Source organism: Streptomyces sp. AM6-12 (assembly GCF_044327085.1).
Classification (GTDB): Bacteria; Actinomycetota; Actinomycetes; order Streptomycetales; family Streptomycetaceae; genus Streptomyces.
The window spans coordinates 355,365-370,459 of the sequence record NZ_JBIQWN010000002.1; the positions used below are offsets into that span (position 1 = coordinate 355,365).

14 protein-coding genes and 1 pseudogene are annotated in these 15,095 nt (G+C 74.6%); 6 read left to right on the forward strand and 9 right to left on the reverse strand.

Features of this window, described 5'->3' with window-relative positions:
* Window positions 1-13 precede the first annotated feature (13 nt).
* The 4 genes from aspA to ACE4Q9_RS30030 all read left to right on the forward strand — a co-directional run bounded on the left by aspA (window position 14) and on the right by ACE4Q9_RS30030 (window position 5,268).
* Window positions 14-1,420 (forward strand): aspartate ammonia-lyase, encoded by a 1,407-nt coding sequence (gene aspA / locus ACE4Q9_RS30015; protein WP_397987653.1) that lies wholly within the window; start codon window positions 14-16, stop codon window positions 1,418-1,420.
* A 63-nt stretch (window positions 1,421-1,483) separates the two neighbouring features.
* Entirely contained in the window at window positions 1,484-2,422 is a 939-nt protein-coding gene (locus tag ACE4Q9_RS30020) for a glutaminase (protein ID WP_397987654.1), read from the forward strand.
* A gap of 135 nt (window positions 2,423-2,557) precedes the next feature.
* A complete protein-coding gene (gene mptB, locus ACE4Q9_RS30025) occupies window positions 2,558-3,964 on the forward strand; it encodes a polyprenol phosphomannose-dependent alpha 1,6 mannosyltransferase MptB (protein ID WP_397987655.1) in 1,407 nt (468 codons plus the stop codon).
* A complete protein-coding gene (locus ACE4Q9_RS30030; protein WP_397987656.1) occupies window positions 3,961-5,268 on the forward strand; it encodes a glycosyltransferase 87 family protein in 1,308 nt (435 codons plus the stop codon). Before mptB ends, ACE4Q9_RS30030 begins: the two co-directional genes overlap by 4 nt.
* A gap of 80 nt (window positions 5,269-5,348) precedes the next feature.
* Here the strand turns inward: ACE4Q9_RS30030 and ACE4Q9_RS30035 are convergent.
* From ACE4Q9_RS30035 to ACE4Q9_RS30045, 3 genes and pseudogenes are all read right to left on the reverse strand, one after another.
* Window positions 5,349-6,266, reverse strand: a pseudogene (locus ACE4Q9_RS30035) (D-alanyl-D-alanine carboxypeptidase family protein); the annotation flags it as partial.
* 103 nt (window positions 6,267-6,369) lie between these two features.
* Window positions 6,370-7,518: a transcription termination factor Rho gene (rho, locus tag ACE4Q9_RS30040; protein ID WP_397987657.1), complete on the reverse strand. Its 1,149-nt coding sequence runs from the start codon at window positions 7,516-7,518 to the stop codon at window positions 6,370-6,372.
* Window positions 7,519-7,883: 365 nt separating this feature from the next.
* Window positions 7,884-8,279, reverse strand: coding sequence for a nuclear transport factor 2 family protein (locus ACE4Q9_RS30045; RefSeq protein WP_397987658.1), 396 nt, complete (start codon window positions 8,277-8,279; stop codon window positions 7,884-7,886).
* Window positions 8,280-8,353: 74 nt separating this feature from the next.
* Between ACE4Q9_RS30045 and ACE4Q9_RS30050 the strand changes: the two genes are divergently transcribed.
* A complete protein-coding gene (locus ACE4Q9_RS30050) occupies window positions 8,354-9,097 on the forward strand; it encodes a class I SAM-dependent methyltransferase (protein WP_397987659.1) in 744 nt (247 codons plus the stop codon).
* A 14-nt stretch (window positions 9,098-9,111) separates the two neighbouring features.
* Here the strand turns inward: ACE4Q9_RS30050 and ACE4Q9_RS30055 are convergent, their stop codons facing one another.
* The 5 genes from ACE4Q9_RS30055 to ACE4Q9_RS30075 form a co-directional block, all read right to left on the reverse strand.
* Complete coding sequence (locus tag ACE4Q9_RS30055; RefSeq protein WP_397987660.1) at window positions 9,112-10,314, reverse strand: serine hydrolase domain-containing protein; 1,203 nt, start codon at window positions 10,312-10,314, stop codon at window positions 9,112-9,114.
* Between the two features lie 95 nt (window positions 10,315-10,409).
* Window positions 10,410-11,378 carry an acetylxylan esterase gene (locus tag ACE4Q9_RS30060; RefSeq protein ID WP_397987661.1) on the reverse strand — a complete coding sequence of 323 codons (969 nt, stop codon included), beginning with the start codon at window positions 11,376-11,378 and terminating at the stop codon, window positions 10,410-10,412.
* 79 nt (window positions 11,379-11,457) lie between these two features.
* The gene (locus ACE4Q9_RS30065) at window positions 11,458-12,036 is read right to left on the reverse strand and encodes a hypothetical protein (protein WP_397988263.1); all 579 of its coding nucleotides are present in this window, start codon (window positions 12,034-12,036) and stop codon (window positions 11,458-11,460) included.
* Between the two features lie 186 nt (window positions 12,037-12,222).
* Window positions 12,223-12,987: a ferredoxin reductase gene (locus ACE4Q9_RS30070; protein ID WP_397987662.1), complete on the reverse strand. Its 765-nt coding sequence runs from the start codon at window positions 12,985-12,987 to the stop codon at window positions 12,223-12,225.
* Window positions 12,980-13,585, reverse strand: a complete 606-nt coding sequence (locus tag ACE4Q9_RS30075) for a sulfite oxidase-like oxidoreductase (RefSeq protein ID WP_397987663.1) — start codon at window positions 13,583-13,585, stop codon at window positions 12,980-12,982. Before ACE4Q9_RS30075 ends, ACE4Q9_RS30070 begins: the two co-directional genes overlap by 8 nt.
* Before the next feature lie 235 nt (window positions 13,586-13,820).
* Between ACE4Q9_RS30075 and ACE4Q9_RS30080 the strand changes: the two genes are divergently transcribed.
* Window positions 13,821-14,606 carry a GNAT family N-acetyltransferase gene (locus ACE4Q9_RS30080; protein ID WP_397987664.1) on the forward strand — a complete coding sequence of 262 codons (786 nt, stop codon included), beginning with the start codon at window positions 13,821-13,823 and terminating at the stop codon, window positions 14,604-14,606.
* Between the two features lie 27 nt (window positions 14,607-14,633).
* On the opposite strand, the gene ACE4Q9_RS30085 is transcribed toward ACE4Q9_RS30080, so the two are convergent.
* Entirely contained in the window at window positions 14,634-15,032 is a 399-nt protein-coding gene (locus ACE4Q9_RS30085; protein WP_397988264.1) for a MarR family winged helix-turn-helix transcriptional regulator, read from the reverse strand.
* Between the last annotated feature and the right edge of the window lie 63 nt (window positions 15,033-15,095).

The following is a 15,095-nucleotide window of genomic DNA, read 5'->3' on the forward strand; positions in this document are numbered from 1 at the left end:
GGAGCCACCCCTCATGACCACCACCCGGCGCGAACACGACCTCCTCGGCGATCGGGACGTGCCCGCCGACGCCTACTGGGGCATCCACACCCTGCGGGCGACCGAGAACTTCCCCATCACCGGCATGCCGATCTCGGCGTACCCGCATCTGATCGACGCCCTGGCCGCCGTCAAGGAGGCCGCCGCGCTCGCCAACGAGGAACTCGGGCTGCTGGCACCCGAGAAGGCCCGCGCGATCGTCACCGCCTGCCAGGAGATCCGGCGCGGCGAGCTGCACGAGCAGTTCGTCGTGGACGTCATCCAGGGCGGGGCCGGCACCTCGACCAACATGAACGCCAACGAGGTCGTCGCCAACCGGGCGCTGGAACTGCTCGGCCACGCCAAGGGGGAGTACACGTATGTACACCCCAACGAGGACGTCAACCTGAGCCAGTCGACCAATGACGTCTACCCGACCGCCGTCAAGATAGCGACGGTCTTCGCGGTCCGTGGCCTGCTCAAGGCGATGGCGGTACTCCAGGACTCCTTCGCGGGGAAGTCCGTCGAGTTCCGTGACGTGCTCAAGATGGGCCGTACCCAGTTGCAGGACGCGGTGCCGATGACGCTCGGCCAGGAGTTCTCCGCGTTCGCCGTGATGATCGAGGAGGACCGCAGCCGCCTTGCCGAGGCCGTCGAGCTGATCCATGAGATCAACCTGGGCGCCACGGCGATCGGCACCGGAATCAATGCTCCGTCCGGGTACGCCGAGGCCGCCCGCCGCCATCTGTCCGCGATCACCGGGTTGCCGCTGGTCACCGCCGCCAACCTGGTCGAGGCCACCCAGGACTGCGGGGCCTTCGTGCAGATGTCCGGGGTGCTCAAGCGGATCGCGGTCAAGCTCTCCAAGAGCTGCAACGACCTGCGGCTGCTGTCCTCCGGGCCGCGCGCCGGGCTCGGCGAGATCAACCTGCCCCCGGTGCAGGCCGGTTCGTCGATCATGCCGGGCAAGGTCAACCCGGTCATCCCCGAGGTGGTCAACCAGGTCGCCTTCGAGGTGATCGGCAACGATGTGGCCATCACCATGGCCGCCGAGGCCGGACAGCTCCAGCTCAACGCCTTCGAGCCGATCATCCTGCACTCCCTGTCGGAGTCCGTCACCCACCTGGAGCGGGCCTGCCTGACGCTGGCCGAGCGCTGTGTCGACGGCATCACCGCCAACACCGAGCGGCTGCGCGCGAGCGTGGAGAACTCCATCGGACTGGTCACCGCGCTCAACCCGCACATCGGCTACACGGCCGCCACCGAGATCGCCAAGGAGGCCCTCGCCACCGGCCGCGGGGTCGCCGAACTGGTCCTGGAGAAGGGTCTGCTGCCCGCCGGGACGCTGGCCGCCCTGCTGCGCCCCGAGATCGTCGCGGGCAGCGGGGCACCGGCCGCCTGACCTGCGCCGACGGGAGATTCCGGAGCAGGGGCGAGTGGGCTCCCGGACCGGCACGGAGGCACAATGGTGATCATGACAACGACGTCGACCCCCAGCTTCCTGCCGGTCCTGGAGCGCATAGCCGAGGAGCTGGAACACACACCGGGCCGCGGCCGCGCCGCCGACTACATTCCGGCGCTCGCCGCCTGCGACCCGCGCGCCTTCGGCATGGCCGTCGCCGAGCTGGACGGCACGGTGTACGGGGTGGGGGAGTGGCGGCAGCCGTTCTCCGCGCAGTCCATCACCAAGGTGTTCACGCTCGCCCTGGACCTCGCCCGCGAGGGCGACGAACTCTGGGAGCACGTCGGCCGCGAGCCCTCCGGCAACCCCTTCAACTCCCTGGTCCAGCTGGAGTACGAGGACGGCATCCCGCGCAACCCGTTCATCAACGCGGGCGCCCTCGTCGTCACCGACCGCCTCCAGACCCGTACCGGGGACGCGGCCGGGGAACTGCTCGACTTCCTGCGCGCCGAGAGCGGGAACCCCGCGCTGGACTTCGACCAGGAGGTCGCCGCCTCCGAGACCGCGCACGGCGACCGCAACGCCGCCCTCGCCCACTTCATGGCGTCCTACGGCAACATCGACAACGAGATCACGGTCCTGCTCGACCAGTACTTCCGCCAGTGCTCCATCGCCGCCTCCTGCGCCGACCTCGCCCTCGCCACCGGCTTCCTCGCCCGGCACGGCATCCGCGCCGACGGCAGCAGACTGCTCAGCCGCAGCCAGGCCAAGCAGGTCAACGCGGTGATGCTGACCTGCGGCACGTACGACGCCGCGGGCGACTTCGCCTACCGGGTCGGCCTGCCCGGCAAGAGCGGCGTCGGCGGCGGGATCATCGCCGTCGTACCGGGCCGCTGCACCCTGTGCGTGTGGAGCCCCGGCCTGGACGAACGCGGCAACTCCGTGGCCGGCGTGGCCGCCCTGGACCGCTTCACCACCCTGACCGGGCTGTCCGTCTTCTGAGCGCACCGGCCCCGCGCACCGCCAGACACCGTCCCACCGGCCCCACCACGCCCAGGCCACACCTCGGCCCCCGTCCGGTCGGGCCCTCGTCGTCTCGCGGACATCCGGCATTGACACGCTGAGCGAGTGTTGGCGATGGCATATCCCTTCGATCTGCGCCGCTGCCGACTGCTCGGGCTGGCCGGCACCGCCTTCCTCGCGCTGGGCGGGGAGACGGCCGGTGCCCTGCCGGTCGCGGACCTGCCCGCGCCCGCCTCGGCCCGTGAGGCCACCGGGCTGGTCGCGGTGTACTTCGGCGTCGTGCTGCTGACCGCCGCCTGGGTCCTCCTGGGCCGTCTGGTACGCGGTCCCCGGCCGCCCGGACCGCGGGCCCTGCTGCTCGTGCTGGCCGTCTGGGCCGCCCCGCTGGTGCTCGCCCCGCCGCTGTTCAGCCGGGACGTCTACAGCTACCTCGCGCAGGGCGCCATGGCCGACGCGCACATGGACGTCTACACCCAGGGCCCCGCGGCCCTCGGCGGTCCGCTCGCCGACCAGGTGGCCCCCATGTGGCAGCACACCGGGGCGCCGTACGGCCCCGCATTCCTCGGCCCCGCGGCCGTACTGTCCGGGCTCACCCGCGGCGAACTGCCCGCCGGGCTGATCGGCATGCGGCTGCTCGCCCTCCTCGGGGTGGCCCTGATGGCCTTCGCGCTGCCCCGGCTCGCCCGGCACAGTGGCGCCGACCCGGCCGCCGCGCTCTGGCTCGGCGCCCTGAACCCGCTGGTGCTGCTGCACCTGGTCGCGGGCGCCCACAACGACGCGCTGATGCTCGGCCTGCTCGGGCTCGGCCTGGTCGCGGCGCGGGGACGCAGGCCCGTCGTGGGCACCGTACTCGTCACCCTCGCCGCGCTGGTCAAGGCGCCCGCCGCGCTCGGCCTGCTCGCCGTGGTGGCGTTCCGGGTCCGCGCCGGGCGCCGTCCGCTGCCCGCCGCCCTGGCCACCGCGGGCGTCTGTGCCGCGACCACGGTCGCCGCCACCGTCACGGCGGGCACCGGCTACGGCTGGATCGGCGCCCTCGGCACCCCCGTCGCCCCGCAGAACTGGGCGCTGACCAGCCTGCTCGGCCGGGCCACCGGCGCCCTGCTCGACCGCCTCGGCAGCGGCCTGGCCCCGCTGGCCGTGCCCGGCTGGCAGCTGCTCGGCCTCCACGCCACCGCCGTCGCGATCCTGCTCATATGGCTGCGGCTGCGCCTCAGACCGGTGTACGCGCTCGGCCTGAGCCTGCTCGCCGTCGCCGTGTTCGGCCCGGCGATCCGCCCCTGGTACGTGCTGTGGGGCCTGTTCCTGATCGCCGCCGCCGCGCCCAGCACCTCGGTACGGCACCGGGTCGCCGCCCTCGCCGGGGTGCTCGCCCTCGCCGTCCTGCCCGGCGGCGGCCCCGCCGACGCGGGCCACGTGGTGCTCGCCGTCTGCGGCGGACTGCTCGGCGTGGTCGTCCTGTGGCAGGCCCACCAGGCGGCCCGGGCACCCACCGCGGCCCCGGCCCAGGGGGGCGCCGCATGACGCGCCCGCGCACCGGGCGGGGCAGGCTGCTGCTGGTCCTCGCCCTCGCCACCGCCGTGACCGCGTTCACCGCGACCGTGCCGCTGCTGCGCGGCTTCTTCGACCTGCGCGTCTACTACGGCACCGTGCACACCTGGGTGCACCACGGTGGCCTGATCTACGACTACCGGGTGCCGGGCACGCGGTACGGCTTCACCTATCCGCCGTTCGCCGCCGTCCTCATGCTGCCCCTGGCCCCGCTCGGCCGGAACACCGCGATCGCCGCCTCCCTGGTGCTCAGCACGGCCGCGCTCGGCGTCGTCCTGCGGGTGCTGGCCGGCGACCGCTGGCGGTGCTACGGCTGGTACCGCTGGTCGCTGGCCCTGTGCGCGCTCGCGCTGTTCGAACCCCTGCGGGACACCTTCAGCTTCGGCCAGGTCAACGTCGTCCTCCTGGCCCTCGTGCTCACCGACGCCCGGCTGCTGGCCGGCGGCCGGGGGCGCTGGGCGGGCGCCGGGATCGGGCTCGCGGCGGCCGTCAAGCTGACGCCGGCCCTGTTCATCGGGATGCTGCTGCTCGCCGGGCGCCGCCGGGCCGCCGCGCAGGCGACCGCCGTCGTCGCCGCCGCGACCGCGCTCGCCGCCCTGGTGGACCCCGCCGCCTCCCGGTTCTACTGGACGCGGGCGCTGTGGGACACCGGCCGGGTGGGCCGCCTGGACTACGTCTCCAACCAGTCGCTCCAGGGCGTGCTGGCCCGGCTCGGCGAGACCGGCCGCCCGCTGTGGGCGCTCGCGGCGCTGGCCACGCTGTGCGTCTGGGCGTGGCGGACCCGCCGGGCCGCGCGGGCCGGTGACTGGGGCGCGGCCTTCGCCCTCACCGCGGCGGCCGCCTGCCTGGTCAGCCCGATCACCTGGGTGCACCACCTGGTATGGCTGCTGCCCTCCTTCGCGGTCCTGCTGCGCGCCGGACACCGCCGGGTGGCGGGCGCGCTGTACGCGGTGCTGTGCACCAGCGTGGTCTGGCTCTGGGTCGACGACGCCTCGGGCCTCGACGGCTTCCTGGGCAGCAACCTCTACACCTGGCTCACCCTGGGCCTGCTGCTCGGCCTGCCGGTCCGTCAGCCGCGCGCCGCCCTGGCCTTGCCCCGTGCCCGCAGCGCCAGTGCCATCCCGGCCGCGCCCAGCACGGCGAGTCCCGCCCCGACGGCGGTGCCCGACCAGTCGTCGTCCGGGGCCCCGGACGTGGCCGCCGCCACCGGCGCGGCCGACGCGGTCGGCCGGGGCCTGGGGCGCAGCGCGTCCAGCGAGCCCACCGGATCCACCTGACCGGCCGCCGCGAAGCCCCAGTCGAGCAGCGCGCGCGCCTCCTCGTACACCTCGAACCCGTCACCGGTCTGCGGGTTCATCACGGTCACCTCCAGCGTGCGCCCGCCCCGCCGGGCCGCGGCCACCAGGGTGTTGCCCGCGTTGGAGGTGTAGCCGTTCTTGACGCCGATCAGGCCCGGATAGGGCGCCACGCCGTCGGCGCCGGTGAGCAGCCGGTTGGTGTTCTCGATGGCGTACGGCGCCCCGTCGCCGGGGAACTCGGCCTGGGCGGTGGAGCAGTACCGGGCGAAGTCGGGGTTGCGCAGCCCCTCGCGGCCGAAGACGGCGAGGTCGTAGGCGGAGGACACCTGGCCGGGGGTGTCGTAGCCGTCCGGGGAGAGCACATGGGTGTCCAGGGCGCCCAGGGCGCGGGCGTTGGCCTGCATCCGCTTGGCGGTGGTTCCCCAGCCGCCGTTCAGGGAGGCCAGCACGTGCACCGCGTCGTTGCCGGAGCTGAGGAAGACCCCCCGCCACAGGTCCGCCACCCGGTAGCTGTGGCCCTCCTCGACCCCGACCAGGCTGCTGCCCTCGGCGACGTCGGCCAGCTCCTGGTAGCGCACGGTGTGCTGCATCCCGCTGGGCAGTTTCGGCAGCACGGTGAGGGCGAACAGGGTCTTCAGGGTGCTGGCCGGCGGCAGCGGGCGGTGCGCCTCGCTCGCGGCCAGCACCTGCCCGCTGCCCGCGTCGGCGACCAGCCAGGACAGCGCGGAGACGTCCGGCAGACCGGGGGCGCCCCGGTGCGGGCGTACCTGCACGCCGGAGCGGTAGAGCAGGGCCGGGGCCGGGGTGGCCGCGCGGGGCGCGGGCGGCGCGGGCTCGCCGCTGCGGGGCGGCGCGGCGCTCCGGTGCCGCGCGGCGGCCGGTGCGGCGCCGGCCAGGGCCGGGGTGAACGCCAGCAGGCCCGCCACACACAGGGAACAGGCGGGGACGACCGCCCGATATCTGAATCTGGTGATCATATGATCAAAGTACGAACAGGGGTGATGTGCGCGCGTCGGCCGCGCCGTCCGGCCCAGCGGAGCAACCCGGATGCCAGCGGAGCAACCCGGATGCCGTAGCCGGTCAGCCGGCGGGCAGCGTCGGCAGGACCTGCTGCAGGAAGGCCGCGTTGCCGGGGGTGCGCCGCATCCGCTCCAGCAGGGTCTCCAGGCCCGCCGGGGCGCCCTCGCGTGAGCGCAGGGCGCGGCGCAGCCGGTGGGCGGCGGCCAGCTCGGCCGGGGTGAGCAGCAGTTCCTCGCGCCGGGTGCCGGAGCCGTCCAGGTCCACGGCGGGGAAGACGCGCCGTCCGGCCAGCTCCCGGTCGAGGCGCAGCTCCATGTTGCCCGTGCCCTTCAGCTCCTCGAAGAAGTAGCCGTCGGCGCGCGATCCGGTGTCGATCAGGGCGGTGGCCAGGATGGTGAGCGAGCCGCCCTCCTCTGCCTCGCGGGCGGCGCCGAAGAACCGCTTGGGGCCGATCAGCGCGCCCGCGTCGACACCGCCGCTGAGGGTACGGCCGCCCGCGCCGGATGCGTTGTTGTGCGCCCGGCACAGCCGGGTCAGCGAGTCCAGCAGCAGTACGACGTCCTCGCCCGCCTCGACCAGCCGCTTGGCGCGTTCGACGACGAGTTCGGCGAGGGCGATGTGCTCCTTGGCGGTGCGGTCGAAGGTGGAGGCGTACACCTCGCCGTGCAGCGCCCGGCGCATCTCGGTGACCTCCTCGGGGCGCTCGTCCAGCAGCAGGACCATCAGCCGGCACTCGGGGTGGTTCCCGGCGACGGCCGCGGCCAGTTGCCTCAGCAGTACCGTCTTGCCGCTTTTCGGCGGGGCCACGACGAGGCCGCGCTGGCCCTTGCCGACCGGCGCGAACAGATCGGCGACCCGGCCGGCGAGGCCCGCGTCCGGGTGTTCCAGGCGCAGGCGCCGGCGCGGGTGCACCGGGGTGAGGTCGCGGAAGGCCCGGCGGCGGGTGCCGTCGCCGGGCGCGCGGCCCTCGACCCGCGCGACCTCGGTCAGCACGCGCTGAGCGCCCCGGACGCCTTCGACCAGGTCGCCCTTGCGCAGCCCGTACCTGCGGACCAGCGCGGCCGGCACCTGCGGGTCGGCGGGGGTGGGGAGGAGGTCGGCGCGCCGCAGGTACCCCTTCCCGTGCGCGTCGAGGTCGAGAACGCCGGTGACGAGCCGGGCGGCCGGGGCCTGGAGCTGGACCGGAGGGTGTTCGAGTGTGGTGGTCATGGAGGGGTGTCCTTTCGCGGACGGGAAGCGGAGAAAAAGCGTGGGAGGGGGAACGGCCGCGAGCGGGAGGCGGATACGACCTGCCTCCGGGCGGCGCCGACGACACCCCGGACACGACGGCTTAAGCCCTCGTCACGAGGTGGTGCGGAGAAGAAGCCCTGGGGCCGCGCGAACGGCTCGGCCGAGGGGCTGGAGAGAAGACGGCGACATAGGTGCCGGTACGAGGGGCACGCACATGCGCTGTTCTGTTCGCACTATACCGGTGCGGTCGGTGGCGTCAACAGGGCCGGATGCGGAGGTATTCCCGAGGAAGAAGAGAGAGGGGCGGCCTTCTGGTGCGCCCTGGTGCGGGCCGCCCCCCGGTGTCACGAACGCGCCCGTGCCTCCTCGGCGATCTGTTCGAACCGCGCCCCCATCGCCTCGGCGAGCGCCCGCGCGCCCGACAGCGGGCGGACCATGACCATGAGGTCGTCGATCAGCCCCTCCTCGTCCACGTGCAGGAAGTCGCAGCCGGTCAGCTCGCGCTCGCCCACGCGAGCGGTGAACACCAGCGCGTGGTCGGGGGAGTCCGGGGAACCGAACGCGCGGACGTAGCGGAAGTCCTCGAAGACCTGCGAGACCGCACGCAGGATCGCGGCGGTGACGGCCTTGCCCGTATACGGTGTGAAGACGACGGGACTGGTGAAGACGACGTCCTCGGCCAGCAGCGCCTCCACGGCGTCCAGGTCCCCGGCCTCGACTGCCGAACGGAACGCGTGCATCGGATCACCCCTGTAGGTTGGGTCGGTGCGGATGAAACTGACCAATGGGTACGAGAGTTGACGGACTGACGGACATGTTCGGACCCGAAGGCCCCACGCTGCGCGAACTCGCCGTCCAGGCGCTGTCGTCCGTCGAGCACGGCTACGACCTGCTCGCGCCGAAGTTCGACCACACGCCCTTCCGCACCCCCGGCCGGGTGCTCGACGCCGTGGCGCGGGCGCTCGTCCCGCTGGGCCCGTTCGAGGACGGGCTCGACCTGTGCTGCGGCACCGGCGCCGGTACGCGGGTGCTGGCCGGGCTGTGCCGCCGCAGCGCCGTCGGCGTCGACTTCAGCGCGGGCATGCTGGACGCCGCCCGGCACCGGGCCGGTCGCGAGGGCGGGCCCGCGCTCGGCTGGGTGCGCGCCGACGCGCGGGCGCTGCCGTTCACCGCCGCCTTCGACCTCGTCGTCAGCTTCGGCGCCTTCGGCCATTTCCTGCCCCGCGAACTGCCGGGCCTGTTCGCACAGGTGCACGCTGCGCTGCGGCCCGGCGGCCGCTTCGCCTTCCCGCTGGGCGCCCCCGTCCCGGCGAACCACCGCGCGTTCTGGACGCTGCTCGGCTTCGACGCGGTGATGCGGGTGCGCAACGCCCTGTGGCGACCGCCGTTCGTCATGTACTACCGGACCTTCCGACTGGGGCCCGTGCTCACGGAGTTGGCGCATGCCGGGTTCACGACCGAGCTGCGGCCCCTGCCCGAGTTCGGGCGGCGCGCCGACGGCAGCCCGCGCGCCCGGCTGGTGATCGCCACCAAGGCCGTTACACGACAGGGGAGTTGATCCCGGCGTGGTGATCACAGGGCGCTGTACAGGGCGTCGATCAGTGCCATCTTCCGGGGGTCGTCCATGACGCGCGGACCCATCCGGTTCATCACGTAGCCCAGCGACACCCCGGCCTCCGGATCGGCGAGCCCGCACGAACCGCCGAACCCGTCATGGCCGAACGCCCGCGGATTGGGCCCGTACGCGCCCCGCGGCCCGCTCAGCCACAGGCCGAGCCCGGCCTCGCTCTCGCCCCCGAGCCCCGCGCCGAGCACCAGGTCGACACCGGCGCCCTGCCCCTCGCGCACCCGCTCGGCCGCCGCGGGCGTCAGGACCCGCCGCCCGCCGAAGGAGCCGCGCCCGGCGAAGACGCCGTACAGCGCCGCGACCGCCCGCGCGGTGCCGTGCCCGTTGGCCGCCGGGATCTGGGCCGCCCGCCACTCGGGCGTGTTCGCCTGCGCCGGACCGACCACCGGGTTGGCCAACGCCGCCAGCATGACCCGGGTCAGGTTCCCGAAGGCGGGCGCGGGTTCACCGTCCGGGTCGGCCGGGGTACGGGTCAGCTCGGCAGCCCGCCCGTACTCCCCGGCCGGCAGGCCCACGCCGAAGTCGATGCCGAGCGGCCCGGTCACCTCACGTTCCAGGAAGGCCCCCGGCTTCAGCCCGGTGACCCGCCGGACGACCTCGCCGACCAGGAACCCGTACGTCAGCGCGTGGTACCCGGACCGGGTGCCCGGCTCCCACCAGGGCTCCATGGCCGCGAGCCGCGCGGCGGTCAGCTCCCAGTCGTACAGGTCCCGCAGGCCGTGCGGCTCGCGCAGTCCGCACAACCCCGCGCGGTGCGACAGCAGATGCCGTACCAGCACCTTCTCCTTGCCGCCCGCCGCGAACTCGGGCCAGTACCGGGCCACCGGCGCGTCCAGGTCGAGCAGCCCCCGGTCGGCGAGCAGATGCGCGCACAGCGCCACCGGGCCCTTGGTGGTCGACCACACGTTCACCAGCGTGTCCCGCGCCCAGGTCCGGGTGCGGGCCGCGTCCGCCCAGCCGCCCCACAGGTCCACCACGGTCCGCCCGCCGAGGGTGACCGCCACCGCCGCACCCAGCTCGCACCGCGTACGGAAATTCTCCTCGAACGCCTCGCGCACGGCCGTGAACCGGGGATCGCAGAAGCCGTGGACACCCCCGGCGGCCTCCGGTGGCGGCGGGGACTGCCGGGCGTCGTGCGTGGCGGACATGGGCCCTCCGTGGTCGCGGGACAGCCCGGCCCGTGTCGCCCCGGACCGGGCACCCCGAACATACCGACCGGTCGGGGTTCGAGGAAGAGGCGATCTCAGGCGTACGCGCGCAGCCAGCGCAACTTCACCGCGTCGTGGAAGGGCCCGCCGCCCTCGTGGTCGTTGAACTCGTACACCTCGATCGTCTTGTCCGGGTGGGCCCAGGAGTTGAAGGCCGCGAACACCGTCGACGGCGGGCAGGTCTCGTCCTCCAGCCCCGTCGAGAACAGGGCCGGCATCCGGCCGCGGGCCGCGAAGTGCACCCCGTCGAAGTAGGACAGGGTGCGCAGCACCCCCGGCGCCCGGCCCCGGTGGGTCTTCAGGAACAGGCCGACCTCGCGGTAGGGGTGGCGGTCGGTCAGCGTGATCGCGCGCGGGAAGTCGCACAGGAAGGGCACGTCCGGCGCCACCGCGACCAGATCCGGGACCAGCGCGCCGACGGCGAGGGTGATGCCGCCGCCCTGGCTGTGGCCCAGCGCCACCGTGCGCGCCGCGTCGGCCAGCGGGTGGGCGCGGGCCGCCTCGACCGCCCGCACCGCGTCCGTGAACACCCGCCGGTAATAGTGGTTCTCGGGCGCGTCGATGCCACGGGTGAGGAAGCCGGGGTGGGCGGGCCCCGAGCCCACCGGGTCCGCGGTGCCGCCCCCGCCGCCCCAGACGCTGCCCTGCCCCCGGGTGTCCATCACGAAGTGCGCCCGGCCCGTCGACGCCCACAGCAGATCCTCGTGCGCCAGCCCGCGCGCGCCGCCGTACCCGATGAACTGCACGACGAGCGGCAGGGGTTCGGTGGCGCCCGCGGGCAGCCGCAGCCAGCCCTTGACCGGATGCCCGCCGAACCCCGCGAACGTCACGTCGTACACCACGACCGTGGCCAGTCCGGACTCCGCCGGCTCGAAACGGACGTCCAGTTCGTGCGCGCGCGCCTCGCTCAGGGTGGCGGCCCAGAAGGCGTCGAAGTCGTCGGGGGCGGCGGACTCGCCGCGATAGGCGCGGAGTTCGGACAGGGGCAGGTCGAACAGGGCCATCGGCCACCGCCTTCACCGGGAGAACGGGGAGCCCACCGTACGAGGACGGCGCCCCGGCCGGCCATGGCGGCGGGCTCGTTCACCTCCTCGGCTGGGTCCACCGCGGCCCCGTGCGGGCCCACTCCCGCTCCCACTCGGCGAGCCGGTGGCGCAGCGCGACCCGGCGGGCGACGGTGTGCCCGAGGAACACCAGGCCCCCGGCACCGGCTGCCGCGCACACCCCGACGGTCACCGCGTGCTGGAGGACCGCCGCGCCGGACGCCGGTGCGGCGACGACCTGGCCGCGCGAGTCGACCCACACGGAGACCGTCCCGCCCGCCGGTGTCCCGGCCGGCACCCGCGCCATGGCGGTCCTGGGTGTCTGACCGGCTTCGGTCCAGCGGACCTCGGCGCGGTGCGGATGCCCGCGCCCGGCCCGGACGGCGGACGGGTCGCCGACCACCGTGGCCCGCACCTGATGGCGCGCGGCCCGCTGCGCCGCCGCTGTTGCCGCGCCCCGGTCCTGGGCGTACAGGCCCGCGGCCGCCCCGACCAGCGGCGCCACCACGAACAGCAGCACGGCGACGATCAGCGCCGCCCACGCCTCGACGACATCGCAGCGGCGCCGCAGCGGATTGCTCCGCCAGCGCCAGCCACGCACCCGCACCCGGTTCCGCATGTCCGCCTCCTCGCCGAAGCCGGCCGGCCGCCCGCCCGCGCCGCCACCCGCTCCGGTGCGCGCACGAGCGTCCACACCCGTCTCGTACCCCGTACGGCGCACCCGGCCCACCCGGTGAACCGCGAGTTCAGGCCCACTTGAGGCACATTCGAGCCATATGTCCCGCGAACGTGCCGACGGCGCGGCTCAGCCGAAGCGTTCGATGCGGATCCGGTCGGCCGGCTGACCGGCGCGCACCAGCAGCCGGGAGACGTGCTCGGCGAACCCGTTGGAGCCGCACACGTACGCCTCCCACCCGCCCGGCGGCCGCTCGGCCAGCAGCGGCGCCAGATGCGCGGCCGTCACCCGGCCCACCGGCACCCCCGCGGGGGCGCCGCGCGTGAACACCGGGATGGTCTCCGCGCCCAGCTCGCCCGCGTAGATCAGCTCCTCGGGGCTGCGCGCCGACACCAGCATCCGCAGCGGCACGCGCAGGCCGCGCGCCCGGTGGTGCCGGACCATCGACATCAGCGGTACGACCCCGGAGCCGGCGCCGAGCAGCAGCGCGGGCCGGTCCCCCGGCCAGGCGAAGAAGCCGCTGAGCGGGCCGCGCACCTCGATCGTGTCACCGGGCCGGGCCACCGTGTGGAACCAGCCGGAGACCTCGCCGCCCGGCACCCGGTCCAGGGTCAGCTCGATGTGTCCGCTGTCGTCGGGCGCGGAGGCGATCGAGTAGTGGCGCTGCGCCGTGTAGCCGTCCTCGGCGGTCAGCCGCAGCATCAGGTGCTGGCCGGGGAGGTGCCCCGGCCAGGCGGGCACCGCGAGCCGGAAGGTGGCCGCGTGCGGGGTCTCGTGGCGGATCTCCGTCAGGGTGGCCGTCTGCCATGTCGACTCGGCCCGCTCGCTCACGGCGATCCGGCCGGGCACCGCGAACCGGGGCGCGCCGCCGGGCGTGGTCGTCGTCTCAGTCACCGGAGTACCGCTGCTCCTGCCAGGGGTTGCCGCGCGCGTGGTAGCCGTTGCCCTCCCAGAAGCCCGGCTCGTCGTGGTCGAGAAGCGTGATGCCCGCGATCCACTTGGCGCTCTTCCAGAAGTACAGGTGGGGCACCACCAGGCGTGCCGGGCCGCCGTGCTCGGCCGGCAGCGGCTCGCCGCCGTACTCCCAGACGATCCAGGCGCGGCCGCCGGTGAGGTCGGCCAGCGGCAGGTTCGCGGTGTAGCCGGTGTGGGAGCGGGCGAGCGCGTGGGTGGCGGCCGGGGCGGGCCGCACCACGTCGAGGAAGGCGTCGAGCGAGACCCCGCCGAACCGCACCCCGAACTTCGACCACCCGGTGACGCAGTGGATGTCGCCCTCGTACGCCGAGGCGGGCAGCGCGTGCGCCGCGTCCCAGTCCCAGGTGTACGGCCGCTCGACCAGTCCGTCGATCCGGAAGGTCCAGTCGGCGGGTGCGAGGTCGGGGGTGACCTCGGCGGACAGGACGGGCCAGTCCTCGCGCGCGTCGTACTGGCCGGGCGGCAGCCCCGGATGGTGCTCGCGCGCGCGGCCCGTGAAGCCTCGCGTGACGTTCATGCTTCAACCGTACGCTGTCCCGGCGGGTGCTCCGTGCCTGGTCACCGGCCCGGTGCCCGGACGCGGGGCCCGATCGTTGCGGGCGTATGAACACTGCCGGGGCGCGGGAATACCGGCCGCGGGCCGCGCCTTGGCGATCGGTACCGGCCATGGCGCGCCGGTCACCGGCACGAGAGAAGCGAGGAACGAGAATGCGCAAGGCGTACGGCTCCGGCACGGTGATCGAGGTGGCCGCGTGAGCGTCGTCGGCCCCCCGTCCCACCCGGACGTCCCGCTCTCCGCGGACGCCCCGCCGGCCCCCTCCGATGTCCCGCACGTCCTCGACAACCCCGCCCACGCCTCCCTCACCGGCCCGCACGCCCACTTCGCCGAGCGGCGCGGCCGGGTGCTGCGCTACCCGGTCGACGTCTCACCGTGGCTGGCGCTGCCCGGCGAACCGGAGGCGCGGGACTGGGCCGACCTCGCCGCGCTGGCCGGACCCGGCGCCGAGATCCCGCTGTTCGGCTACTGCGGACAGGTCCCCGCGGACTGGGAGATCACCTTCCACGTGGACGGCGTCCAGCTCGTGGACGACGGCCTGGCCGCGGCGCCGGACGCGGAGGCGGTCCGGCTCGGCCCGGCCGACGTGCCCGAGATGCTGGATCTGGTGGCGCGCACCAAGCCGGGGCCGTTCCTGCCGCGCACCGTCGAGATGGGCACCTACCTCGGCATCCGCCGCGAGGGCGCGCTGGTCGCGATGGCGGGGGAGCGGCTGCGTCCGCCGGGCTGGACCGAGATCAGCGCGGTGTGCACCGACGCCGGGGTGCGCGGCCAGGGCCTGGCCGGCCGGCTGATCCGTGCCGTCGCGCACGGCATCCGGGAGCGCGGCGACACCCCGTTCCTGCACACCGGCGCCAAGAACACCGACGCCATCCGGCTCTACGAGTCCCTCGGCTTCCGGCTGCGCCGGACCACGTCCTTCCTGGCGGCGCGGGTTCCGGAGCGGCTGGCGGACGGGCGGGCCGCGGTGCCGGTGGGGTGACCGCCGCCCGCCCCGCCGCGGGGGAGTTCAGTCGGTGCCGATACCGCCGGCGCTCGCGTTGTAGCGCTCCAGATAGGCCGCGAAGCGCGCCAGGTCGTCCTCGGGCCAGTCCGCGAGCCGCTCCTGGAAGGCGGCCCGGCGGCGCCGGGTGACCTGGGCGAGGATCTCCTGCCCGGCCGCGGTCAGCTGGAGCACCTGGACCCGCTGGTCCGCCGGGTCCGGGCGGCGCTCGATCAGGCCCGCGCGCTCCAGCGCTGCCACCTGGCGGCTCACCGTGGACTTGTCCAGGGCGTAGTGCGCCGCGAGATCGGTGGCCCGGCAGCCGCCGCTCTCCTCCAGGTGGCCGAGCAGGGTGTACGACACCAGGGACAGCTCGGGGTGCATCCGGCCCGCCGAGGCGCGGGCCCGGCGGGCGAAGACGGTCATCTCGCGCTGGATCGCCTCGACGGCCGACTCGGCTGGGCGCACGGGACCTCCCTCCTGCGGCGC

Coding starts and splice junctions, on each gene's coding strand:
- aspA (WP_397987653.1), top strand. CDS start 14: ATGACCACCACCCGGCGCGAACACGACCTCCTCGGCGATCGGGACGTG.
- ACE4Q9_RS30020 (WP_397987654.1), top strand. CDS start 1,484: ATGGTGATCATGACAACGACGTCGACCCCCAGCTTCCTGCCGGTCCTG.
- mptB (WP_397987655.1), top strand. CDS start 2,558: ATGGCATATCCCTTCGATCTGCGCCGCTGCCGACTGCTCGGGCTGGCC.
- ACE4Q9_RS30030 (WP_397987656.1), top strand. CDS start 3,961: ATGACGCGCCCGCGCACCGGGCGGGGCAGGCTGCTGCTGGTCCTCGCC.
- rho (WP_397987657.1), bottom strand. CDS start 7,518: ATGACCACCACACTCGAACACCCTCCGGTCCAGCTCCAGGCCCCGGCC.
- ACE4Q9_RS30045 (WP_397987658.1), bottom strand. CDS start 8,279: ATGCACGCGTTCCGTTCGGCAGTCGAGGCCGGGGACCTGGACGCCGTG.
- ACE4Q9_RS30050 (WP_397987659.1), top strand. CDS start 8,354: ATGTTCGGACCCGAAGGCCCCACGCTGCGCGAACTCGCCGTCCAGGCG.
- ACE4Q9_RS30055 (WP_397987660.1), bottom strand. CDS start 10,314: ATGTCCGCCACGCACGACGCCCGGCAGTCCCCGCCGCCACCGGAGGCC.
- ACE4Q9_RS30060 (WP_397987661.1), bottom strand. CDS start 11,378: ATGGCCCTGTTCGACCTGCCCCTGTCCGAACTCCGCGCCTATCGCGGC.
- ACE4Q9_RS30065 (WP_397988263.1), bottom strand. CDS start 12,036: ATGCGGAACCGGGTGCGGGTGCGTGGCTGGCGCTGGCGGAGCAATCCG.
- ACE4Q9_RS30075 (WP_397987663.1), bottom strand. CDS start 13,585: ATGAACGTCACGCGAGGCTTCACGGGCCGCGCGCGCGAGCACCATCCG.
- ACE4Q9_RS30085 (WP_397988264.1), bottom strand. CDS start 15,032: ATGACCGTCTTCGCCCGCCGGGCCCGCGCCTCGGCGGGCCGGATGCAC.